Annotated in this window: 24 protein-coding genes and 2 pseudogenes; 11 read left to right on the top strand and 15 right to left on the bottom strand. The window is 37.3% G+C overall.

Going from position 1 to position 23,066, the window contains the following annotated elements; all coding sequences use genetic code 11:
* Positions 1 to 158: 158 nt before the first annotated feature.
* The 13 genes and pseudogenes from menC to P3R27_RS04660 form a co-directional block, all read right to left on the bottom strand.
* The gene (gene menC, locus P3R27_RS04720; RefSeq protein ID WP_034688368.1) at positions 159 to 1,271 is read right to left on the bottom strand and encodes an o-succinylbenzoate synthase; all 1,113 of its coding nucleotides are present in this window, start codon (positions 1,269 to 1,271) and stop codon (positions 159 to 161) included.
* Complete coding sequence (menH, locus tag P3R27_RS04715) at positions 1,262 to 2,098, bottom strand: 2-succinyl-6-hydroxy-2,4-cyclohexadiene-1-carboxylate synthase (protein ID WP_034688356.1); 837 nt, start codon at positions 2,096 to 2,098, stop codon at positions 1,262 to 1,264. The genes menC and menH overlap by 10 nt, the downstream gene beginning before the upstream one ends.
* Positions 2,098 to 3,810, bottom strand: a complete 1,713-nt coding sequence (menD, locus tag P3R27_RS04710; protein ID WP_034688357.1) for a 2-succinyl-5-enolpyruvyl-6-hydroxy-3-cyclohexene-1-carboxylic-acid synthase — start codon at positions 3,808 to 3,810, stop codon at positions 2,098 to 2,100. Before menD ends, menH begins: the two co-directional genes overlap by 1 nt.
* Positions 3,807 to 5,165 carry an isochorismate synthase gene (locus P3R27_RS04705; RefSeq protein ID WP_235186310.1) on the bottom strand — a complete coding sequence of 453 codons (1,359 nt, stop codon included), beginning with the start codon at positions 5,163 to 5,165 and terminating at the stop codon, positions 3,807 to 3,809. Before P3R27_RS04705 ends, menD begins: the two co-directional genes overlap by 4 nt.
* Positions 5,146 to 6,630 carry an o-succinylbenzoate--CoA ligase gene (gene menE, locus P3R27_RS04700; RefSeq protein WP_301356739.1) on the bottom strand — a complete coding sequence of 495 codons (1,485 nt, stop codon included), beginning with the start codon at positions 6,628 to 6,630 and terminating at the stop codon, positions 5,146 to 5,148. Before menE ends, P3R27_RS04705 begins: the two co-directional genes overlap by 20 nt.
* Positions 6,605 to 7,420, bottom strand: coding sequence for a 1,4-dihydroxy-2-naphthoyl-CoA synthase (gene menB, locus P3R27_RS04695; protein WP_034688361.1), 816 nt, complete (start codon positions 7,418 to 7,420; stop codon positions 6,605 to 6,607). The genes menE and menB overlap by 26 nt, the downstream gene beginning before the upstream one ends.
* A 423-nt stretch (positions 7,421 to 7,843) precedes the next feature.
* A complete protein-coding gene (locus P3R27_RS04690) occupies positions 7,844 to 8,152 on the bottom strand; it encodes a hypothetical protein (protein WP_051536171.1) in 309 nt (102 codons plus the stop codon).
* Between the two features lie 344 nt (positions 8,153 to 8,496).
* Entirely contained in the window at positions 8,497 to 9,498 is a 1,002-nt protein-coding gene (locus P3R27_RS04685) for an N-acetylmuramoyl-L-alanine amidase (protein ID WP_034688686.1), read from the bottom strand.
* 122 nt (positions 9,499 to 9,620) lie between these two features.
* Positions 9,621 to 10,511 (bottom strand): annotated as a pseudogene (locus P3R27_RS04680) (peptidoglycan recognition protein family protein).
* Between the two features lie 39 nt (positions 10,512 to 10,550).
* Positions 10,551 to 10,823 (bottom strand): holin, encoded by a 273-nt coding sequence (locus P3R27_RS04675; protein WP_010735413.1) that lies wholly within the window; start codon positions 10,821 to 10,823, stop codon positions 10,551 to 10,553.
* Between the two features lies 1 nt (position 10,824).
* The gene (locus tag P3R27_RS04670; RefSeq protein WP_023519700.1) at positions 10,825 to 11,058 is read right to left on the bottom strand and encodes a hypothetical protein; all 234 of its coding nucleotides are present in this window, start codon (positions 11,056 to 11,058) and stop codon (positions 10,825 to 10,827) included.
* A 283-nt stretch (positions 11,059 to 11,341) separates the two neighbouring features.
* Entirely contained in the window at positions 11,342 to 11,752 is a 411-nt protein-coding gene (locus P3R27_RS04665) for an ArpU family phage packaging/lysis transcriptional regulator (RefSeq protein WP_034688687.1), read from the bottom strand.
* Positions 11,753 to 12,253: 501 nt separating this feature from the next.
* The gene (locus P3R27_RS04660) at positions 12,254 to 12,514 is read right to left on the bottom strand and encodes a helix-turn-helix domain-containing protein (RefSeq protein WP_301357489.1); all 261 of its coding nucleotides are present in this window, start codon (positions 12,512 to 12,514) and stop codon (positions 12,254 to 12,256) included.
* A gap of 135 nt (positions 12,515 to 12,649) precedes the next feature.
* Here P3R27_RS04660 and P3R27_RS04655 point away from each other — a divergent pair, with 135 nt between their 5' ends.
* From P3R27_RS04655 to bsh, 7 genes and pseudogenes are all read left to right on the top strand, one after another.
* On the top strand, positions 12,650 to 13,096 hold the full coding sequence (locus P3R27_RS04655) for a helix-turn-helix domain-containing protein (protein ID WP_051536183.1): 447 nt from the start codon (positions 12,650 to 12,652) through the stop codon (positions 13,094 to 13,096).
* A 97-nt stretch (positions 13,097 to 13,193) separates the two neighbouring features.
* Positions 13,194 to 13,385, top strand: a complete 192-nt coding sequence (locus tag P3R27_RS04650; protein WP_034688689.1) for a hypothetical protein — start codon at positions 13,194 to 13,196, stop codon at positions 13,383 to 13,385.
* Positions 13,386 to 13,589: 204 nt separating this feature from the next.
* The gene (locus tag P3R27_RS04645) at positions 13,590 to 13,949 is read left to right on the top strand and encodes a PaaI family thioesterase (protein WP_034688691.1); all 360 of its coding nucleotides are present in this window, start codon (positions 13,590 to 13,592) and stop codon (positions 13,947 to 13,949) included.
* A gap of 236 nt (positions 13,950 to 14,185) precedes the next feature.
* Entirely contained in the window at positions 14,186 to 15,034 is an 849-nt protein-coding gene (locus tag P3R27_RS04640; protein WP_034688693.1) for a YitT family protein, read from the top strand.
* Between the two features lie 161 nt (positions 15,035 to 15,195).
* A complete protein-coding gene (locus P3R27_RS04635) occupies positions 15,196 to 15,606 on the top strand; it encodes an organic hydroperoxide resistance protein (RefSeq protein WP_010735406.1) in 411 nt (136 codons plus the stop codon).
* A 55-nt stretch (positions 15,607 to 15,661) separates the two neighbouring features.
* Entirely contained in the window at positions 15,662 to 16,102 is a 441-nt protein-coding gene (locus P3R27_RS04630) for a MarR family winged helix-turn-helix transcriptional regulator (RefSeq protein ID WP_034688695.1), read from the top strand.
* 116 nt (positions 16,103 to 16,218) lie between these two features.
* Positions 16,219 to 17,142, top strand: a pseudogene (gene bsh / locus P3R27_RS04625) (choloylglycine hydrolase).
* Between the two features lie 121 nt (positions 17,143 to 17,263).
* On the opposite strand, the gene P3R27_RS04620 reads toward bsh, so the two are convergent.
* Positions 17,264 to 18,592, bottom strand: a complete 1,329-nt coding sequence (locus tag P3R27_RS04620; RefSeq protein WP_051536184.1) for a hypothetical protein — start codon at positions 18,590 to 18,592, stop codon at positions 17,264 to 17,266.
* Between the two features lie 117 nt (positions 18,593 to 18,709).
* Here P3R27_RS04620 and P3R27_RS04615 point away from each other — a divergent pair, with 117 nt between their 5' ends.
* The 4 genes from P3R27_RS04615 (at position 18,710) to P3R27_RS04600 (ending at position 22,657) form a co-directional block, all read left to right on the top strand.
* A complete protein-coding gene (locus P3R27_RS04615; RefSeq protein ID WP_034688697.1) occupies positions 18,710 to 20,242 on the top strand; it encodes a helix-turn-helix domain-containing protein in 1,533 nt (510 codons plus the stop codon).
* Positions 20,243 to 20,382: 140 nt separating this feature from the next.
* Complete coding sequence (locus P3R27_RS04610) at positions 20,383 to 20,733, top strand: DUF2200 domain-containing protein (protein ID WP_034688699.1); 351 nt, start codon at positions 20,383 to 20,385, stop codon at positions 20,731 to 20,733.
* Positions 20,734 to 20,802: 69 nt separating this feature from the next.
* A complete protein-coding gene (locus P3R27_RS04605; RefSeq protein ID WP_034688701.1) occupies positions 20,803 to 21,330 on the top strand; it encodes a DUF308 domain-containing protein in 528 nt (175 codons plus the stop codon).
* Between the two features lie 175 nt (positions 21,331 to 21,505).
* Complete coding sequence (locus tag P3R27_RS04600; RefSeq protein ID WP_034688702.1) at positions 21,506 to 22,657, top strand: cation:proton antiporter; 1,152 nt, start codon at positions 21,506 to 21,508, stop codon at positions 22,655 to 22,657.
* Positions 22,658 to 22,701: 44 nt separating this feature from the next.
* On the opposite strand, the gene P3R27_RS04595 is transcribed toward P3R27_RS04600, so the two are convergent.
* Complete coding sequence (locus P3R27_RS04595; protein WP_034688703.1) at positions 22,702 to 23,010, bottom strand: hypothetical protein; 309 nt, start codon at positions 23,008 to 23,010, stop codon at positions 22,702 to 22,704.
* Between the last annotated feature and the right edge of the window lie 56 nt (positions 23,011 to 23,066).

Genomic DNA, 23,066 nt, shown 5'->3' with positions numbered 1-23,066 from the left:
TCAGTCCTCCCTTGTTTTTCAGTTAACAAAAACAACTATAAAAGATAACCAACCGAAAGACAACGCTTACATTGTTGTTATCGGTAACAAGATTTTTTAGCAAAAAAAAGATGAATGGCACACTGTTTACAAAACATGCGTGATTCATCTTCTTGACGCTATTTATTTACATAGGTTTTCTGATCATATGCATACTTTAACAACTGCTCTTCTTGCCATGTGACACCAATCCCTGATTGACCAGGAATCCTTAAATGTCCATTTGTGATTCGTGCTTTGGGTTCGACGATATCATCATAGAAATAGCGATCAAAAGCAGACAAGTCTCCTGGAAAAGTAAAGCAATCTTGACTTGCAAAATGCAGATTCATCGCTCGACCGACTCCGGATTCAAACATCCCACCTAACCAAACGAGCAAGTCATTTTCCTGACAAAAATTGACGATCCTTAAAGCCTCAGTGATCCCTCCGACTCTGGGAATCTTTAAATTGATTGCTCGACAACTTCCCAGTGCATGAGCTGTTTTCACATCTTCCAGTGTTCGAATATTCTCATCGAGACAAACTGCTGTTTTGATTTCCTTTTGAAGTATGGCATGGTCAACATAGTCACGAGGGTGAAAAGGTTGTTCGATCAGCGCAAGCTTCAAGGCATCCATTTTCTTCAATAACGACAAATCGCTGATCGTATAAGCAGAATTCGCATCAGCCATCAATTGGATCTCTGGATATTGCTCACGCAACACTTGCAGTGGCACTAAGTCATTGCCAGGAGTGATTTTCAACTTGATTCGTTGGTACCCTTGATCAACATAAGTTTTTGCAGTCGCAAGTAAATCTATCGGGTTGTCATGGACACCAATACTGACACCTACGGGAATCGCTGATCGTTCGGCGGAAAACAACTTTTGTAATGGACGCCCTATTCGACGAGCATAAAGATCCCAAACTGCTGTTTCGACAGCTGATTTTGCCATAAAATTCCCTTGCGTATGTTTGAAAGCTGACCAAATTTCTTCTGGGTGTGAGAAGTCAAGTTCGAATAAGCAAGGAATCAGCTCTTTTTGTAATACCGATCGACTCATATCAATCGTTTCTTCAATGTAATCTGCACGTTCAAAAGCGACCAACTCGCCGATCCCCTGATTCCCTAACTCATCTTCCACGATCAACAAATCAAAAGCTTTTGTTTCTAATCGACCATAACTCGTTCTGAAAGGTGTTACTAAGGGTAGTCGCAAACAGTACTGTTGGATGTTGACTATTTTGATGGCGTCCACTCCCTTTCCATTTCACTGATCCAAGTAGTGACAGTTGTCTCAAATAGCTCAGGTTGCTCGATGTGACAACAGTGCCCACAATCCGCAAGGACGTGGCAACAAAAAATCTCTTTAACGTTTGTCATTTGTTTACCGATCTTTTGGAACTTCTCATCCTTTTGACCAACAAGATACAATAGTGGGCATTCGATACTCGCTAAATCTGGCCAATAATTTTTTTGCGCGCCAGTTCCCATATAGTAAAGACATAATGCTAAACCTAGTTTATTTTGAGCAAGTCGTTCGTTTCTTACTCTGCTTTTTTGTTCCAAAGATAGCGCCTGTTGTGAAGCGAATAATGGCAACTTCTCCCAATCATCAACAAAATCACTCAAAGGCTTTCTCAATAAACGTAAAGCAAGTTTTCGATCAGCTTTTTTTCGATGGTTTCGTTGCAGTTCATCTGCAATTCCTGCAGTTCCGCCTTCTAAAATGAGGCCTTTGATCCCTTGTGGCCGTTTGAGCGCCCAAGCAAGTGCTACTCGAGCCCCCATCGAGTAGCCTAATACATAAAAAGAAGGAATTTTTAATAATGAGACTAAACTCGCCAAATCAGTTACCAATGACGTAAGTTGGTAACGGTAAGGATGAAGGTAAACCGCTGTTTTTCCATGACCGATCAAATCAATGGCTAAGTAATTAAACTGAGGATTCTCAAACATAAACGTTTGTGTACTACCGGTGAAGCCATGCAAACAAATAACCGTTGGCTGTTTTGGATCAGTTTGGTGTAACCAACGGTAATAGTAAGCCACCCCACGTACAGTCTTAACTGGCATCAGTCTATTTCCTCCTGATAACGACGCTTCATCTGCTCCCATAATTGGACAGGTTCTTGTTGTTGCCCTCTGATTTCAATCATTGTCCAATCCCCTTGATTCCGGCTTTTTTCAATCGCTTGCTCAAACTCTTTACTTGAAGTTGGTTGTATATAATGACCATTATATAAATCTGCTACCTTCTCTAATTCTAAATCAAGTGGTGTACCAAATAATGGTTCAAAATCAGTCTCTGAAAGTTGATTTTGAGGAAGAAAAGAAAAGATTCCCCCACCATTGTTGTTTAATACGACTAGAGTAACAGGTAAGTGATAACGTCGAATTAGCTCCAACGCGTTCATGTCATGAAACAGCGCAAGATCGCCGATCAAGACAAACATCCGCTTGTTCCTTACCAAAGCTATTCCTGCTGCTGTAGAAATCAACCCGTCGATTCCGTTGACCCCTCGATTCCCATAGATTGGAAATGATTCTCCAGTAGGCGAAGCAAAACGATCAACAAAGCGGATCGCGTTACTATTTGCTAAAAATAAAGCTTCCTCTGATTTTATCGCTTGCAATAACTGGCAACTTGCATTACTTTCGCTCCATTCATCGATAGACAATTCTTTAGTGATGACTTCTCTCGCTTTTTGATAAGCTTTTTTCCATTGCGCCAACCATTCGTCAGAGGTTGGCGAACTAGGTATTGCATCCAAAGTTTCCGGAACTAGTTTACAGAAATCAAGTACACCGATTTGGATAAAACTTGTTCCTAAATGTAACGGATCACGCCATTCTTCCTCATCAATCAAGACATAGTCAGAAATAGCTTCATGATGTTTTTTTAAATAAAGCATCACATTTTTAGCTACAGGAAGATTACCAAATTGCCAAATGACTTCAGGACTTTCAGGAACCTGTCCAGAAAAAATCAAATCTGCATGCGGAAGATAGACATCGCTCTTTTGTTGACAAGCACCTAGATTTGCTAAGGGATCGCCAATGATTGGCCATTGTAAAGATGTTGCTAAAGTAAGCAACGCTTTTGCTTCATCAGGTGTCAATTCTTTACCGACGATCATCATCCCTTTTTTTGATAGCCAAGGAACAAGCTCTGGCATTTGCTTCGACACAATTTGAGTAACCAGTTTTTTTGAATGAAAAGATCCATCAAGAGAAAAAGTTAAATCAGGCAATAATGGTTCTCTAAAAGGCAAATTGATCTGAATAGGGCCAGCCGGCACACGCGTTGCTTCATGGGCACTATTGGCACCATGCCAGTAGCTATAGCGTATCATTTCCGAACTGGCTTCAGGAAGTGCTAATTCGATAAACTTCTTGATATGCGAACCAAATAACTTTTGCTGGTCCATCGTTTGTGGCGAACCAACGCCACGTGCTTCTGGTGGACGATCTGCTGTTAGCAATAGTAAAGGTATATTTGTTGCTTTTGCTTCACAAACCGCTGGAAAGAAGTTCGCTGTGGCAGTACCAGAAGTACAAAGAACTCCTACTGGTTGCTTCAATGCTTTCGCCATACCTAATGCAAAGAATGCCGCCGATCGCTCATCAACGTTGACTGTTGTATTAATCTCTGGATCTCTATGAAGTAACAAGGCAAGTGGGGTCGATCGTGAACCAGGACTGATCACGACATTTTTAAGCCCGCCTTCTTTCATCCCTTTGATGAATGCCAATAAATAGGCAGTCATCTCTTGTTGTCTCGTCATCCTTTCACTCCTCTAAGCATTGGTTGGAATTTTAGCAATGTTTCTTGGCGTTCTGCCTCAGGATCAGAATCCGCAACAATACCACAACCTGCATATAATATTCCTTCGGTTTCAGACAAGATGCCTGATCGGATACCTACAGCAAACTCACCGACATCCTCGATCGGGTCCACCCATCCGATCGGTGCCCCGTATAACCCTCTGCCGAAAGGTTCATGATCTTTGATCCATTGCAATGCCAGTCCTTGAGGTTCACCACCTAAAGCCGGTGAAGGATGGATCAGTTCAAGCGCATCGATCAATGAAACTCCCTGCTTACGTTCTCCAGAGAAAGTCATTGCTAAATGTTGAATATCACGGTTTTTCAATAAACGACGGGAAGAAACAACGACATCACCTGCGACAATATCTGCTAATTGATCCTCTAATCGCTGGGCAACAATTCCGTGTTCTTGTGTATTTTTAGAGTCTTTTAAAAGTTCTTTGCCGATTTCATCGTCTTCCTGCATAGTAGATCCTCTAGGTGCCGAACCAGCTATCCCAGCAGTCATAAATTGACTTTTCGTTCCTTGAATCAATCGTTCTGGAGTAGCACCAATGAAAGCAAGTTGATCGGATGCTAAAAGAAATAAATAAGTCTGTGGTTGTTGTTCAGCTAAACGATGAAGAATTTGAGTGATTGACTGGAAAGATCCGTATATTGCCAATTGTCTTGCTAAGACGACCTTTTTAAGCGAAGTAGCTTTTTGTATGATTTCCTTCCGCGCATCGTCTACATTTTGAAGAAAAGTTGGAACTTCCAGTTCTTCGGTCGACACAAGAACATTTGCTGATTGTTCTTGTTCTTCGCCTTCTAACAATTCACTCACGAGACTATCTAGATATGAAAAATCTTTTAAAAGACTTTCAGTTGTTGCAGCTTCTTTTCTGATTGTCAAAATAACTTGAGTCTTTGAACCTATACGCTTGAAAAGAATACTGGGTAAAATGAAAAAGCCAGATTCAAGCTTACTCCAATTCTTTTCTTTTAGGTTGTTGGGATCAAATGGAAAACCTCCAAAAAGCAAAGGTCCCCCCTTCTGACTCGATACGTTTAAAAAACTTTTAGAAAACTCAAAAGAAAATCCTTTGATAGCACTTGACATATCATCATATTGCTCATCAAATAAATTTTCTCCTATGCCTAATAGCTCACAATCCTCATCAGGAGGACACCAATAAAAGCGATCTCCTTTAGATGGGACAAGAGGCAAGAGTTTTTTTACCGTTTGTTTACTAAGCTCGTAGCTATAAGTAAAATAAAGATGATTTTCCAAAAGCTGATCATCGATTGAGCTATCTAATTTGATATTCAATGTAATTCACTCTTTCTTCTGTCATTAAAAGACGTTTGATTGGTTTTCCAGTCGCCGTTTTAGGCATTTCAGAGATACAGTAGATTTTAGTTGGATGCTTGTAACGTGCTAATGGCGCCAATAGCTCCGTGATTTCTCTATTAGTAAGTGGTTCATCTAATCGCACATAAGCAACAGGAGTTTGCCCCCATATTTCATCCCAAGCCCCTACGACAGCGACCTCCGTAATTTTATTGCAAGTTAAGAGTACTTGCTCGATTTCAACTGGGAAAATATTCTCTCCCCCCGAAATGATGCGTTCACTCATGCGACTGACAATATAAAGATAATCCTCTTCATCAATGTACCCCCAATCGCCAGTGTGAAACCAGCCATCCTCTGTCCAAGAATCCGGATTGACGCGATTCAAGTAGTGGTCGATGATCGATGGTCCTTTGACTAAAATCTCTCCCATTTGATCTGACTTCTTATCTTTTTGGATACGGATCGATACCTCAGACAAAGCTTTACCAGAAGAACCGGTTTTTACTTCGAATGACTCCGGAGAAAGGGCGACGATCTGTGAACAGGTTTCTGTCATGCCGTAAGAAAACATCACAGGCACCTGTTTTTCCATACATGCTTGCATGACTCGTCCTTCCCCCGGCCCTCCCCCTAATAATACTTTTTTGAATGAGGGGCCATAACCACCTTCTGGGATCAACGGTTCAAGATCTTTCAACATTTTGCTGACCAAAGAAATATAGTTGCCCCTTCCATTTGCTAAAAGTTGATGGACTTGTTGAGGAGAGAATCCCTGCAATAGAATTACTTGGATGCCTAAAGCAAGTGAGCGTAATAAAATAGACAAGCCACTAATGTGATAGAGTGGCACACAGCAGATCCAGCAATCTGAACGGTCTACTTCTAAACTTAACGCAGTCGCTTGGCTACTCGCATAGTGATTGGCGAATGTTTGCGGTACGCCTTTTGGTTTACCTGTCGTTCCGGACGTATACATGATTGACGCGATTGCCTCTTCTCGATACCCTTCATCAAACCAATCCTTCGGCTGTATGACGTGTAATTCCGAAGGATTGGGAAATGAATACCAAGTGATGCGCTCGTTGAGTGCTAATTTGTTGGCAGAAATAAGAATCGAGGTCCCTGCATCTGCCATCTGTTCACTGATCTCGTTCGTCGTCAGGCGTGTATTGACAAACTGGATTTCTTTTCCTAACTCCCATAATGCTAAGATCGAGAAATAGGCATCTAAATCATTTTCACAGTACAAGGCAATTCTTTCACTCACTTTGGGTAATATTCGATGATAATACTCTGCAAAACTCTGAACGTGTAATGTCAGTTCGTGAAAAGATAAATGATGATCGTTCCACTGACAAGCTGGTGCATCTGGATGAAGCATTGCTTGTTTTTGCAACCAGCTATTAGGTTGAGATTTAAGGGAACTTAGGAAATTGGTCAAAATCGGGTTCTCTTTTTTCTTTAAATGCGTCGCGTCCTTCTTGTGCTTCATCCATGGTGTAATATAAAAGCGTCGCATCCCCTGCCAATTGTTGGATACCTGCTAAACCATCTGTATCTGCGTTCATTGCCGCTTTGATCATTCGTAGAGCTAGCGGGCTTTTCTTCAGCATCTCTTCTGCCCACTCAATCGTCACGTCTTCTACTTGTTCGAGCGGTACGACTGTATTGATCCAATTCATTGCCAACGCTTCTTCAGCACTATATTGCTTCGTCATAAACCAAACTTCTTTTGCTTTTTTATGCCCTACGACACGAGCCAGGTAACCCGAACCATAGCCACCATCGAAGCTCCCAACGTTAGGCCCTGTTTGTCCGAATTTCGCATTTTCAGCTGCGATTGTGATATCACACACAAGTTGTAAGACATTTCCACCACCGATCGACCAACCTTTTACCATTGCTATCACTGGCTTAGGAATGACTCGGATCAATCGTTGCAAATCTAGTACATTCAGACGCGGAATTTGGTCTTCACCAACATACCCACCATTTCCTCGAACTTTCTGATCGCCACCTGAACAGAATGATTTGTCACCAGCTCCTGTCAAAATGATAACACCGATATCTTGACGATCACGACTGATTGTAAAAGCTTCGATCATCTCAAAGACTGTTTTTGGTGTAAAAGCATTATGGACCTCTGGACGATTGATTGTTATTTTAGCAATCTTCCCATACTGTTCAAATAAGATCTCGTCGTATTCTTTTATCGTTTTCCATTCTCTCATTTCTATCTCCTCCTAAAATTCATTAAATTTATTATACACAAGTTTTAAGCATTTAATGATAATTTCTTTACAAATTACTGTACAAAGAATATTGAATGAGTTAAGCGCAAGAAAAGCTTTATAATCTAACTTTCAAATAAATGATTTTTGATTTTTCCAGTGAATTTATTGTTTCTATATATTCATTGGAATTGATTGCTTCAAATGTATTCTCTTATTAGTCCGTGGGTATGTTCATAATCTACCATATACCCAATACTCAATTTTTTTGCTTTTACCAGCCATACTCATAATAAAACAATTGCAGCACAAGCAAATGAATATTTTCAAACTCTTCTATTTCGCTTACTATTTTAGTAGCTTTTTCCTAGACAGAAATACTTTCACAGCCAGTACAGCTCTTTTATATAAATAATGAAGAGGTTAATTCTGTTCTCGCCGTTTATTCGGTTTCAGGTGATATGAGAGGGCTAATATTCCTCTCTCCAAAGACTTTAATAGACAATTGGCTAACCGGTTATTTTGATAGCATTTTTTTAATAGACGAGAGGAAACAACCATTGCTTCAAAAATAATTTTAGGCGTTTCTGGAAGTACGGTGATTTCTTCTAGTAACTGGCGGAACTCTTCTTGATGGTGAGAGACTTTCCCTTCTGTTAGACATTGTTGATTATGGTAAAGTACTTTGTAACTTTCACCTTTAGATACGTCAAAAGCAAAAATAAAGGACATGCGACTGCCTCCTTATTATTTGATCGAACATCCTTCACTTATTCATTCCGATTCGACTTTCCTTTACACGGACTAGAAATCCCAACCTACTTAAAACAGATTCTAGAATGGCAGTGAAGTAGCTCATTTTTTTGATTCGGGACTCAAGGTCCATTAGTCTATGTTTAAGCTTCCCTTAACTCTCACTATGTTTGACTAAGAGAAATAGTGGTTATCGCTGTAGTTTCAAAAGCAAATCTTTAGAAAACAAGAAAAAAACGAAAATTTGAAAATAAATTTTCGTTTTTTTCTTTTTTATGCTAGTTTTCGGCTTTTCTCAAAACTGTGCGTAATTATTATATCGATTAGATTTCAATGCCAGTAACCCAGTATGAAGTAACGATTCCATTAGCAGTTGAACCAATAGCCAACCAAGTATAACCTTCACTGATCGACTGTCTTACAAAGGCATGACCGTTCTTCTGTACGAGTATTTTGTCATACTCGAACGTTTCCCCCAGATCCACGCGGCGTAAAATTGGCAGACTAGTTGGATTTGTTACATTGTCAGTTGAAGGACCTCGTAAGTTGATCCCTCCTGAGATAGCGACAGTCACCTCACCTGTTCGTTCAATCCATTCATTGTCAGATGACGCTTCTGCTACTAATGATCCTGAAACCCAGCCGTTACCATCCACTTCATACCAGTGTCTGATACCATTCACTAACTCCCCGTTGATTGTCACTCGTGCAGAATGGAAGACTTGACTTCTAGTTAATTGACGTAAGATTGCTGATCGTGTGTTTGGCTCTTGGCGGACATTTAAAACATCTGCTGCTACAACCATTTCTTTATTCCAATCATGCATGATATAGTCTGGTTCTGGAACGTTTCCATCACCACCACTAAGGATATCTCTGACAGCATCCATATTTGTTCCTGGACAAATATTTGACGCATGTCCACTAAACTCATTATGACCTAAGACGTTTTCAACGGATAAACCAAATCGTTCCATTGCGGCTTTCGCACGCTGATTGAAAGCTTCTTCTTGAGCTTCCGTAAATGAACCATTTCCTACTAAACAGATATGATAGGTTGGTGTATTGTGTCCACCAACACCATTAGTCACATCCTCATCAAAGTAGCACCATTGTACAGTTCCATCACGTAAGATAATCTCATGATAGCCGCCAGTTCCCCAGCCTAGTTCTCCATTCCAATATTGTTGAAAGATAAAAACATCTCCTGTTTCAGTTGCTGAATGGTGACGTGCAATGTTTTTGACCACTGAAACGTCTCGTTTCGCATTTGTCGGCCCTAAAATCCGTGAATCTCCTCGTAAATCCTCAATTTTGATTGTCATAATAATCTTCCTTCCTCTGATTTTATTATTTTACAAAATCATTTTTTCATTAAATTTTGATATTTTATTTATTGTTGTATTGTTTTTGTTTAATTATAATATGAACAATGAAACAAACTTTATTATCGTTTAGGAATGGTCAAAGTATATTCTGGAAAAGTAATATCAACTGTTTGTCCACTGATCATATTTCCATTTGGTTCATTTGTTCGTCTTAACATCGGAAATACCTTTTTTCCTGCATGTTTTTGAATGTCAAGTGTGCCGTCCAAACCAAATCGTAGACCAGTTGGTAAGCCGTAAGTAGCATTCACATCGTCTCGTATAATGCCTGCTGACCGACAACGACCAATTTCTACAGAGGGATTATCGGCATCTATCCAAAAAACATAGCCTAGATCCAAAAAGGCTGCTCCATTTTGGAGTATTAACCATCCTGCTATCCGAAATATACCTAAAGATAGCTCATTAAATATTTCTAATTTTCCTCGATAGTTTCCGACTACCTTGGGTGGACTAGCTAAAATGATTTCATCATGTGTTAAGTCCTCAGCATCACCTAAGCGATCACGAAGCATCCTCATGTTAATACCCGGACAGATAGTCGAAGAGTGTCCAATGAACTCATTGTGCCCCAAAACATCCTTCACTGATAGGTCAAAACGTTGCATCGCCGCTTTTGCTCGCGTGTCAAATGCATTTTCCTGTTCTTTAGTGAACGAGCCATTTCCAACAAGACAAATATGGTAGGTTGGTGTGTTATGTCCCCCCACACCATTTGTGATATCTTCATCAAAGTAACACCATTGTACCGTGCCATCTCTTAGGATAATCTCATGATAGCCACCAGTTCCCCACCCCAATGTGTTCTTCCAATAGTTTTGAAACGCTCATACATCTCCTGTGGTTGTTGCCGAATGATGACGCGCAATTTTAGTTATTTCTGATGCCTTTCTTTTGGCATTGGTCGGTCCTAAAATACGTCCATCTCCTCGTAGATCCTCCAGTCTTATCTTCCTCACCTCCTTTACTGGTAAAAGAAACTTGGACGATCAATTGCTTTTATTAGACTCCTGTAACTTCATTACATGATCTCCTAAATCAAATAATCCACCTGCGGCCAAACCAGCAATCGCTCCTGCCCATAAATAAAGAATGAGATCCTGTGGAACGAATGAGAAGGAATACAGCCCACTAAGCAAAATTCCAGTAACCACGTTGCTGATAGGCAAAAGTTTACTGCGTCCTATTTGTCCTTTCACCAGTTCTGTCACACCGACGACCAGTGGTGTGATAATACTTGAAATCGTTAAGATTTCGGTCAACCTACTTCACCTCCTTTCCAATTTGTTTGAAAATAGATTTGATTTGTTCTTCAATAATTGAGAGACGATTGCCATACTCGATTTGGCTTTTTTCTACTCGAACAATAGTATTCTCTAATTTCCCCAATGTATGATCGAGCTTTGTAAACATTGCATAGAATTTTGCTACGCCTACAATCAACGTTCCACCAAGTGTTATGACAGCCATCCATTCACCAATTGATACTTCTGTCATTCTCTACCTCCGTTATATTTGACGTTTTTGTTTCTGTGAGAGTATTTGTATCTTTCATCATTTGATTCTTCTTTCGTTTCTTATAGTGACTTAAGTTGATCCTCTATTTTCTATATCCCACTATATGTGCTATGTTCATCTCGAAAATGTAGATACACTTATCCCCGTGTTATTACATAGAAAAACAAATACTCATTATTTTCTGCCATTTCCTAAGCTTACATTCATACTAGCATCAAAGAAGAGATGGGAACCGCCAATCATCTGCCAAAAAAACGCCAAATTATTTATACGCAATCAGTTTTCCAGTCTTATATGCTTCAGCAAATTCAATCAATGCTTCTGCTTTTTTTCTCTGAATCGTTCTTTCGGAATAACCAATTTCAAGACTAATCTTATAATTCGAAAAACTTTCAGGAACAAAATAAGAATAATAAAGGATCATTCGATTCGTTAGACTCAAAACCATCAAAGCATTTAAGATTGCATTCCTTTCTGCTTCAATCGCTATCATTTGCATAGATGCCCTTTCTGAAGATTGATCAGAAAGAGTTGCTTTTAAGCTATTGATTCTATGAGGAAATTGAATGTCGACTGTGACACGTCCTACCATCCGATCAAGTTTACGAAAATTTTTTAAAACTTCTCTCACATTACATCTTGTTTGTTTCATATCTATTCTTTTGGGGTACATCACAAAAAATCACTCCTTTAAAAAATCATCTTTTAGATTTACTGATATAAAGTATTTGGCTTCTACTAGTCAAACCACAAACTAAATTGCACAGAGTTTTCATTTTATTTCTTTTCGTGTGTATTTAGTATGATTGACCTGTTTAATCTGCTTTTTGAGATTACGTAATCCAGACCCCATTTTTACTCCTCTTTTCCAACGTGTTTTTCCCTTCAATTACCTCATTAATGCTTCTATTCCTTCAAAATTTGGTTGGATAAACCGAAGATTTTTATGTCCGAGTTTTTTCTTCTTTTTTTAAGACCGACAGTCCAATGGCATTCTTACTCACTCCTCATTAAAAATTAAATATGTTTGCTTATGTTAGTACCTATTACAAGGACGCTAAAACATTGAAAGACCATCGTTTGGTTTAAATGATTTTATTCGTCACATTAATTAATAGGTCATATGCTGTTCATCAATTTTAAGAAGTTATCTTAATGTTTATCACATGAATCACTAAAGATTATTTTGGTTTGATCCACGTGAAATATAACTTAAAGTTGATTTGTTGCCAAAAAATATATAGTCATCGGAAATATCATAAATTTCCGAAAATTTCTTTGCTAAAGAAATCGGTACATCAGTGGCATCATCCTCGTACTCAGCAAGCTGTTCCTTAGTAAGATTTAGACCATAACTATTTTGCAGAATGTCAACTACTTCAGTCTGATTCAAATCTGAATTTACTCTTGCTGCTTTCAAAGATATTTGCAACATATAAAACACCTCCTATTTGTATATTTTAATATAACTTAAAGTTATAGTAAATAATTTTATATAACTATGTATAACTTAATGTTGATTTAGACCAGTTTCTGGTATATTATTGGAGTAAGAACTCGGAGGATTATTATGGATAAAAATATTATTGGACAGAAGATTAGTGAACTAAGGCATAAACAACAAATGACGCAAGAAGAATTGGCAATAAAAGTCGGAGTTAGCAAGCAAACTATTTCTAATTGGGAAACTGGATTAAAAACACCTCGTATGGGTGCTATTCAAAAAATTGCTGAGTTATTTCATGTGACAAAAGGTTATATTATTGAAGGTGAGGAAGAAAATTCTCGTCGTCTACTCTCTATTTTTGAAAAACTAGATAGCGAAAGACAAAAATCAGTCATCTGTTTTGCAGGAAAAAAATTAGAAGAACAACAGTTAGAAACAAAACTTGATAATGAAGAACTTCTCAAAGAAATTGATGAATTCGTAGAGGAATATGGATTCGAGGCCTTTGAAAATTTACATAAAGTAATTACCAGTAAAAGGCAAAAAGAACAAAATAAAAATATCAGCTAAATCCCTCTCCCCCTTTTTAAACGAACGGTTACAATTTTAGAATAATAATAATATAATTGTTATATAACCGTATATATAGGGGGTGTTTTTTTTCTGATTGCCTAAAAAAAATGATTTTTCAAAAGAAATAGTTGATTTTGAAAAAAGACTTCATCATAAAAAGGCAGGAGTAGAAAAAGAAAAAGCTTTGGTTAAAGGGATAATTGGTGGCTATACGCCTAATGAAATAAAAGAAATCCGTGAATTAATGAAAAAACTAAAAAAAGCAGACCATTATTTGTTTTTATGAACTTTGGCATTTTTTCTGGTAAAAGATTTAGAACGAGTGTTTCATTCAAACTAAATGATTAAATTTTAACTGACAGTCCTTCCATTCATTAGTATAAATATTTTTAATTTAATATCTTAATAGTTCGCAAATAGAGTTTGAATGATAAAAATAGAGTTTAATTATGACAGTAGCAATAAAGAATAAGAGATGAGGAGTAACAGGATGAATTTATTAGATCATCTTGGGATTGAAACGTGTATTGTTTCACCTAAAGAAGTCCAATTGACTTTAGCAATTGAAGAAAAGCATCATCAACCTTATGGCTATTTGCATGGAGGAATCAATGCTGTGTTGATTGAAACGGCTTGTAGCATTGGGGCTAACGAATATTTACCAGCCCCCCACTTTGCTGTAGGTATCGATCTGCAAGTCCAACATTTGAATAAAGCCTCTACAGGTAACTTGAGAGTGGTTGCACACCCTGAAAAAGTTGGGAAAAATATTCATTTTTGGCAGGCAACGATTTATTTAGATAATGATTTGAAAATCGCTACAGGGCAATGCACATTGATGGTCAATTAGCTTTTATAAATAGTTTCTATAAATATCGAGTCAGCATGAAGTAAAAAATACACGCTTTGTTCCATTTCATAATTGTTTTTATTGATTGGTGTCCACCATTTCGACCATTATATCTTTTAACGATACCTTATAAAATTAGGTTTATCTAACTTTCTTTTTCAACTTTGTTAACTTTTATACAAAATTAATGTATAATGAGAATAGTTGGAAATAAATGTATAGTAGGAAGTGGATAAATGAAATACGGTAGAAATATAATTTGGACATACATTAAGATAGTGTTTGCTTTAACTATTTTAGCTATCAGTATAAATATGTTTTTAGGCCCGCATCACATTGCAGCTGGTGGCGTAAGTGGACTTGGTATTTTACTTGAATCAGCTTTAGGTTTGAACCGAGCAACAGTTATACTGGTTTTGAATGTCATCATGTTGATCTTGGCCTTGATTTTTTTAGGCAAGAAACCTTTCTTCAAAGTATTATTTGGTAGTTTAGTCTTCCCAGCGATCATTGAGATCGTCCCAGAGTATATGGTCACGCCTGATCGTCTCTTATCAGTCATTTTCGGCAGTGCGATCTTTGCTTTGGGTGTAGCTATCTTATACAAAAATAATTCTTCTAGCGGCGGTACCACGATCCCTCCCCTTATCTTCAAAAAATACTTCAATTTAAGTACTTCCATTGGACTTTTGATGACCGATGCTGTCGTTGTTTCCTTAACCTTATTTGTTTTTGGATTTGATGAATTTCTCTATGCGATCCTATCGATCGTAATTACATCCATTGTGATGAATTACATTGAAACAGGAACAAATCGTCAAAAATCGATCATGGTTCTAAGCGAGAATCATCTTTTAGAAATCCATACACGTTTACGTCAGGAGATTGGACGTGGATTCACGATCCTAGAAGCTAGAGGCGGTTATAGTAATCTATCAAAAGAAGTGTTATTGATGGTTGTAACTGACCAAGAATTTTCAAAAGTCAAACCGATAATTGAAGAAATCGATCCGAATGCTTTTGTCATCGTCAATAGTGTAGCAGAAGTCATGGGTAGTGGATTTACGTACCATCCGATCGAATGATGTCACAATTAAAATGAACGGACCTATCCCTATAAAAAAGTCTACTCTTGGTTTTTATTTATAAATCAGGAGTAGACTTTTTCAAAGCAAGTTAGTTGCTCTACCTAATTAAATTGTGTACAATTTAATTGTATCAAATATAAAAAGAGGAGTGATTTTTAATGAAAAAAATGTATTCAACAAAAATGATAAACACTGGCGGACGTTCTGGGGAAGTACACAGTCCAGATCACTCATTCGAGCTTAACATTGCAGCTCCAGGTAAACGTGTAGAAGATGCAACAAATCCGGAACAATTGTTTGCCGCTGGCTTTAGCGCATGTTTCAATAGCGCACTAGACTTGATCAAAACACAAAAAAATATTGACGGTGCATCAACAATCAGCGCTCAAGTGTCTCTATATGCAGAAAGTGAAATGAGTTTTGTGTTAGGCGTTGAGATCGAAGGTTCAGTTGAAGGTTTATCAATCGAAGAAACACAAGAATTACTAGAAGCTGCACATAAAGTTTGTCCTTATTCAAAAGCAACAGCTGGCAATATTGAAGTTACTTTGACAGCCGTAGAGAACTAGATTTTTTTAGAAAAAACAAGTATGCTATAAAGGAACACATTAGGAGGTGGTCTATTTGGAGGAGTTATTACTTAAAAATCAATTATGCTTTCCTTTATATGCCACCTCTAAAGAAATTACTCGCTACTATACGCCCTTGTTGAAGCCACTGGATCTTACTTATACGCAGTATCTTGTATTACTTGTTTTATGGGAGAGAAAACAAATCACCATGAAGGAATTAGGAAAGATCTTGTGTTTGGATTCAGGCACTTTGACTCCTGTAATAAAGAAATTAACTAATAAGCAGTATATCACTCGTAAAAGAGATGATTCGGATGAACGAGTATCTATCCTATCTCTAACTGAACAAGGACATTTGTTGGAAGAACAAGCAAAAGACATTCCAGAAAAGATCCTTGATTTTTTACCTTTAGATGAAGAAGAATTATCTATGCTACTTTATTTGACTAAAAAAATGCTTAAAAATTTTAATAAAGAACAACACGCTCGGTAATCACATTACCGAGTTTTTTTTTCTTAATTTTACAATTTATAAAAAACGAAAATCATTTTATTAGTATTTTTTTATCGTCTGTCTTTCTATAGAATGAAACAAAGGAGGTTATTATAATGTGTACATCTATTACTTACACACCAAACGATCATTATTTTGGACGGAATTTGGATTTAGAGATTTCTTATAATGAACAGGTGACGAGCACTCCAAGAAATTTCCCTTTTGTTTATCGGAAAGCCCCAAAACAAAAGTCTCACGATGCGATCATCGATATAGCAGCAGTTGTAGACAATCCCCCCTCTATTATGATGCAACAAATGAAAAAGGTTTGAGTATGGCTGGTCTGAATTTCCCTGCAAATGCCCATTTGTTTGACGAAGATGCCGAAAAGACCAATATCAAACCATTTGAATTTATTCCTTGGATATTGAGTCAATGTAAAAACGTGGAAGAAGCTCGTACGTTATTAACAGATATCAATTTAGTCAATATCAATTTCAGTGAAGAACTACCGTTATCTCCTCTTCATTGGTTATTAGCAGATCAAGAAACATCGGTTGTTATTGCTCAGTTGCCGAAGGTTTAAAAATTTATGATAATCCAATCAGTGTACTAATAATTAATTCAACCTTTGACTATCAATTATTTAATTTGAATAACTATCGGTCAGTCTCATCGACTACCCTTAAAAACTATTTCTCCGATGAACTTGATTTATCGGTCTATTCTCGCGGTATGGGCGGATTAGGTTTACCTAGAGAGTTATCATCTGCTTCTCGTTTTATCAAAGTTGCATTTACAAAATTAAATTCTGTCAAAGCAACAACTGAACAGGAAAGTGTTAGTCAATTCTTCCATATCCTAAAATCGGTCGAACAACAAAAAGCTTATGTGATGTTGGGAATGGTAAATTTGAGTATACGATCTATTCTTCTTGTTGCAATGTGGATAAAGGAATCTATTACTACACGACTTACACAAATAGCCAAATTAATGCAGTAGAAATGACGAAAGAAGATTTGGATAGTACAAAATGACTCACCTAGCCATTGATTGAAGAAGAACAAATCCACTATGTTAACTGATTATTAATCATTTTCTACGCAAAAATGCCTTGAAACGGAATGTTTCAAGGCATTTTTTTACCTATTAGAATCATTAGTTGATTTTCCTAAAAGTAACGATGCTCATTCCTGAGATCAACAGACCAAATACCCATGGAAAGAAGCGATTATGCTCTCCTGTTTTAGGGAATTGCTTCATTGCTTCCTCTGTTGATGTTGCAGAATTTTTATCATTAGCTACTTGATTTGAAGAGTGAGCTATTTTTGTCATTGGTAGAATTTCTTTCTCACTTTCAAACGATTTTTTATTTACTAGTCCATCTGTCGTACCAATAGATAGACTTGATTGTCTTCGAATTTGAGACAATGGTTTTACTTGCTCAGGTATTGGGAGCGTTGGATTGTTGCCTTCAGGATGGATTTGTGGTTTGATCACTTCTTCACCACCATGTCCATCTTCCCCGTTATCTCCTTCATAGTTTCCATTGTTCCCCTCTGGTTTATCCGGTTTTGCATCTGGATTCTCATCTGGATTATCCGGTGTCACATCTGGGTTCTCGTCTGGATTATCCGGTGTCACATCTGGGTTCTCATCCGGATTATCCGGTGTCACATCTGGGTTCTCATCCGGATTATCCGGTGTCACATCTGGGTTCTCATCCGGATTATCCGGTGTCACATCTGGGTTCTCATCCGGATTATCCGGTGTCTCGTCTGGATTTTCATCCGGATTATCCGGTGTCACATCTGGGTTCTCGTCTGGATTATCCGGTGTCACATCGGGATTTTCATCCGGATTATCCGGTGTCACATCTGGGTTCTCATTTGGATTATCCGGTGTCACATCTGGGTTCTCATTTGGATTATCCGGTGTCACATCGGGATTTCCATCTGGATTATCCGGTTTAGGATCTGGATCAGTCACGCCCCCTGTTCCTCCAGTTGTTTGTTCAACTGTTTGACGTTGACTATATGGTGTCAAATGATGTCTATCCTCAGGTTGACCATCTGCTACTTTTACGGTAAACAAAGCAGGTCTATTGATTGGTTGTGTTAATGTAATATTAAACGTGAAAGTTGCTAGTTTGTTGTTGAATACCAGTGAAGCTGGATCGTGTTCGATCTTCAAAGCTGGATCAACGTTTTCAAATCGGACAACAGACTGTAAAATTGGTTGGATATCCCCTGAATAAGTCACCAGTGCTTTCACCGTGATTGTCTCTCCTAGTTTAAGTCTTATGATACCAGAGTTTTCTAAAGCATGTTCTTCTAAAAATTTGATTTGATTCACATTTGCCCAGACGGAATGAGAAGCTAGTTGAGCGACATCATTGCTAGGTTGTTCATCTGTCTGTGCAGCTTCCACTGGTAAAGAAACACTACTCAGTAGTACTGAAGCAAAGAGAAGACTTAAATATTTCATGAGAATTCCTCCTATTTAATATCATTATCATGTTAAACATAAGATAATATAGATTGATACGGAAGATTTACTGTTTTTTTGTTGAAAACAAAGAAATTTTCAATTGGAGGAATTTCAATGCAAACACAAGAAGCAATAAAAAAGTTTTTATTAAAGAAGAAAAATGTAACAAAGCTTGAGATTTTCCTTTTTTTAGCGGAGCATCAGTTCTTTATTACTACTCACTACCTAGCAGATTATTTTAAAATGTCTGATTCAAATTTTCTTTTATACCTCCATGAAATCGAACAGGATTTTCATTCTTTAAGCTTAAATAGTGTTGAAGTAGTGAAAAACAAGAAATTTATCAAAATTTCTTTGAATGATGATGATCTTGCGACGTGCTATTACGAATTATTTGGTAAATATTGTTTTGAATCAACTAATTTTCAAATCATCGCTGCTTTACTTCGACAAAAAGTCAACTCAATGGTCACGATCAGCCAAATGACAAATTACAGCCCTTCCTATCTCTATTCTAAAATGAAAGCAATCAACCAATTTTTAGCTTTATATGGAATCTCCTTCAAGTTTTCAAGTAAAGGGAAAAAAATAATCACTGGTAGTGAAGTTCAAATCCAATATTGTTTTCTAGATGTTTATTGGACGATTTTTGCTAATACGTCCCTTCCCTATCACAAGGAAGAGCCAAAAAAAATCGATTACACTCTTCATGTCTTCTTCAAGAAAGAGTTATTGGATGGGATGAATGGTGGCGTCTTGGATAAGTTGTATCTTCTTTTAAAACTTTGCCAGGATAATTTTCCCATGACTTCTTTAGAAAATGTTCAAAAAGAATTAAGTCAGTTTAAGTATATTGATCTTCTAATTGAACCTGATGTGGATATTTTAAATCCTGATTTACCGATTTGTCGGGAACAACGAATCCTACTCAATTTATTAGCACGCCTAACGATTTCTCAATTGGATAGTGAAGAACAAAGTTTGACGCACTATCAAAGACTGTTAGCGATCGATTTTCCTTATTTGATTTATTCCAAGAACTTAGTCGAAACATTCAGTCAGCATTTCGCTTTAGAGCTACCTGAAAAACAAAAAAAGTTATATGCACTGTCCTTTACGATCAATAAACTTCACAATACCTTTTTGGATAGCGAACAGCCGAATACACCTTTACCAACTTTTTTGCTTTATAAGGATCAGAAAAACTATGAACACTTAAGAAACGTGGTCGCTGAATTTTATGAGAACTTCCGGCAAGAAAATTGGCATTACTTACCAGATTTTCTAGAAAAAGAAAATATTTCATGGGTAGTCGAAGAATTACTACATTTCTACGACCGATTCAAAAAGCAACCGCCGATCATTATCGGTGTGAATCATACGAAAGACTTTTATATCAGCAAAGATTTAATTGTTAAAATTGAACAAATCTTTTCAAAAGAAGCGATCGTCATCCAACGTTACTATATGGAGCGTTGCGATATCGTCATTAGTGATTGTCCACTAAACCAGCTACCCGAGAGTATCAAAAAGATTTATTTGTTAAACGGCATCGTTCGTCCAGATGATTGGAAAAAGATGATTGCTCAGTTAGCTACCTATATTTTTGAGATCAAACAAGAACGTGACTACGCTGATTTTGATTGATCATCATAGATACAATTTACTCAGTATCCTGTAACGTCCTTACTATCTATCCCCTGTTTCCTGAACTTTCATGAGACTTGACACTATAGCTATTCTTTTCGAACAGTTCATTATATAATAATGGAAAAAGGAGCTTCTTTATGACTGAACATCGAATTTTTACTATGCCCTTTTCTTCTGTCTATCTTCTTTATCTAAAAAAAGCAGAACGAAAAAATCGTACAAAAGAGGAAGTTGACCAAATCATTTATTGGATGACCGGCTATGAACAAGCTGAATTAGAGGAACAGATCAAACTGGAAAAGGACTTCAAAACTTTCTTTGCTGAGGCACCGAGATTAAATCCTGATCGTAAATTGATCACTGGAGTCATCTGTGGGGTTAGAGTAGAAAATATTGAAGAGTCATTGATGCAAGAAATTCGTTATTTGGATAAGTTGATCGATGAGTTAGCTAAAGGAAAGAATATAGAAAAAATTCTAAGAAAATAATGGAATCACTAGTTATTAGTTGGTTTAAGCATCAATAACCGTTAAAATAAAAAAAAGGAGGTTATAATAATGTATGAACTTATTCGAAGTAATTTTCAAAGACATGCTATTTTACGAGCAGCGATTTATATCATTGCTGGTATCGCCATAGTCATCAACCCAACTGCCGTGTTTAATTTTGTCGGCTATCTGATCACTGCTTATTTTGTTTTATTAGGTCTGATCAATTTATTTGAAGCCTATAAAAACAAGCAAAAAACGGGTGTTTGGGGATTTGGACTTTTCAGTGCAATTGCTTTTCTGGTTTTCGGACTGATCGTGTTCTTATTTGCATCAGCAATCGTTTCGATCTTGCCAATTCTTTTAGGCTTGATGATTTTAGCAAATGGCGCATTTCAATTGTTCATCAGTTTGAATACAAAATCAAAAGGATGGTCATTATACAGCGTGATTTTACTGATTGGCGGATTGATTTTACTATTTAATCCATTCCAAAGCTTGATGGTACTTTTCCAAATCTTTGGCGGTATCTTGATCTTTATGGGGATTTCTGAAATCATCAACTACTTTAAAGTAAGAAATATGTATGTCAATTGATTAGTTATTTAAATTCGAGGTTGGGCTTAATTGCCTAGCCTTTTTTGTCCTGCGCTTTCATATATCCATACAATGGACGACACTACATAAATAACGTTATTTATGTTATCCTGTGTAGGAGGTCATTTGACACGAATAAAATAAATTCTTTTTTGAGAAAGGAAGGATGAAAAGAATGGAATTTATAGGTATTCTCTGTTTGATCTTGTTAGCGACAACCATTGGCTCTCACCTTTCACGGAGGTTTGGTGTACCTGCGGTGATTGGTCAACTACTCGTTGGCGTCTTGCTTGGTGGTGCTGGTCTGGGATGGGTGCATCCAAATATTCTCGTCCACGATTTTTCAGAAATAGGTGTCATTTTATTGATGTTTTTAGCTGGACTGGAAAGCGATCTTTCTCTTTTGAAAAAATACTTTCGACCAGGAATGTTCGTTGCTTTATTAGGGATCATACTCCCCGTATTATTTGGTTGGTTGACGGGTGAAATTTTCCAAGTCACAAGGAATGAAGCTATTTTCTTTGGAATCATCCTCGCAGCAACTTCTGTTAGTATCTCTGTTGAGGTATTGAAAGAACTTCATGTAGTCAACACAAAAGAAGGTTCGACTATCTTAGGTGCTTCAGTAGTTGATGACATTCTTGTCGTGTTGGTGTTAAGTTTCAGCTTATCATTTTTGACAGGAGAATCTGGTAGCAGCCTCCCTTTACCGCTTCTTTTATTGGAGCAAGTGATCTACTTTATTTTTATATTTTTATTAGTCAAATGGATTGCCCCATTTTTGATGTCACTAGCTGGAAAAATCTATGCCAACTCTGCGATTATCATTGTTTCCTTGGTTTTATGTCTAGGTATGTCCTACATCGCTGATTTGATCGGACTAAGTTCAGTTATTGGTGCATTTTTTGCAGGAATCGCGGTGAGTCAAACATCGGTCAAAGAAGAAGTGTATCATAATGTCGAGGCATTAGGTTATGCCGTATTTATTCCAGTCTTTTTTGTCAGTGTTGGACTAGAAGTCGATTTCTCTAACTTTGGAGAACAATTGATTTTTATCTTGATCCTAACGACTGTTGCAGTCATGACTAAACTTGGTGGTGGTTACCTAGGTGCGAAAGTAGCCGGCTTTTCAACGAATAGTGCCTTTATGGTAGGAGCTGGTATGATCTCACGTGGTGAAATGGCGCTGATCATCTTGCAAATTGGACAACAAAGCCAATTAATCGAAGCAAAATATTATTCCCCACTTGTGATCGTAATCTTATTAAGTACCTTGATCTCTCCATTGATTCTTAAATACTTTACTAGAAAAGTGTATCATGGGTGATTCGTTCTCAGATAAATAGAGCCTTTCTATTAGATTTCTCGAATCTAATAGAAGGGCTCTATTTTTGATCCAATCATATGCTCTTTGCTATCGTTCCATAACTCTTCTGGTGAGTAATAATCATTTTCATTCAGAACAAGGGTGCCATCTGGTTGAATTTCAATGGTCGATCCTACCCAGGTTGTTTGTGAAGCCAATAAACTATTCTTTCTCTTGCCATTTTTCATCGAAAAAGCTTCTGCATGTTCTTTTGCTAAATGTGATTTTAAATATCTTGTTTCCCCATTATCAAATTGGATCTTCAATATGCTTGCTGCCATCTCCGCTTTTACTGCTCTTGGGACATCAGTCATCTTATCTCCTCCTAATGTTATTTACACTCGTTTCTATAGACTAGTGTATCACTAGA

It is taken from the genome of Enterococcus spodopteracolus, assembly GCF_030441955.1.
GTDB classification, from domain to species: Bacteria; Bacillota; Bacilli; order Lactobacillales; family Enterococcaceae; genus Enterococcus_B; species Enterococcus_B spodopteracolus.
This window is presented reverse-complemented; position numbering and strand designations above follow the sequence as displayed.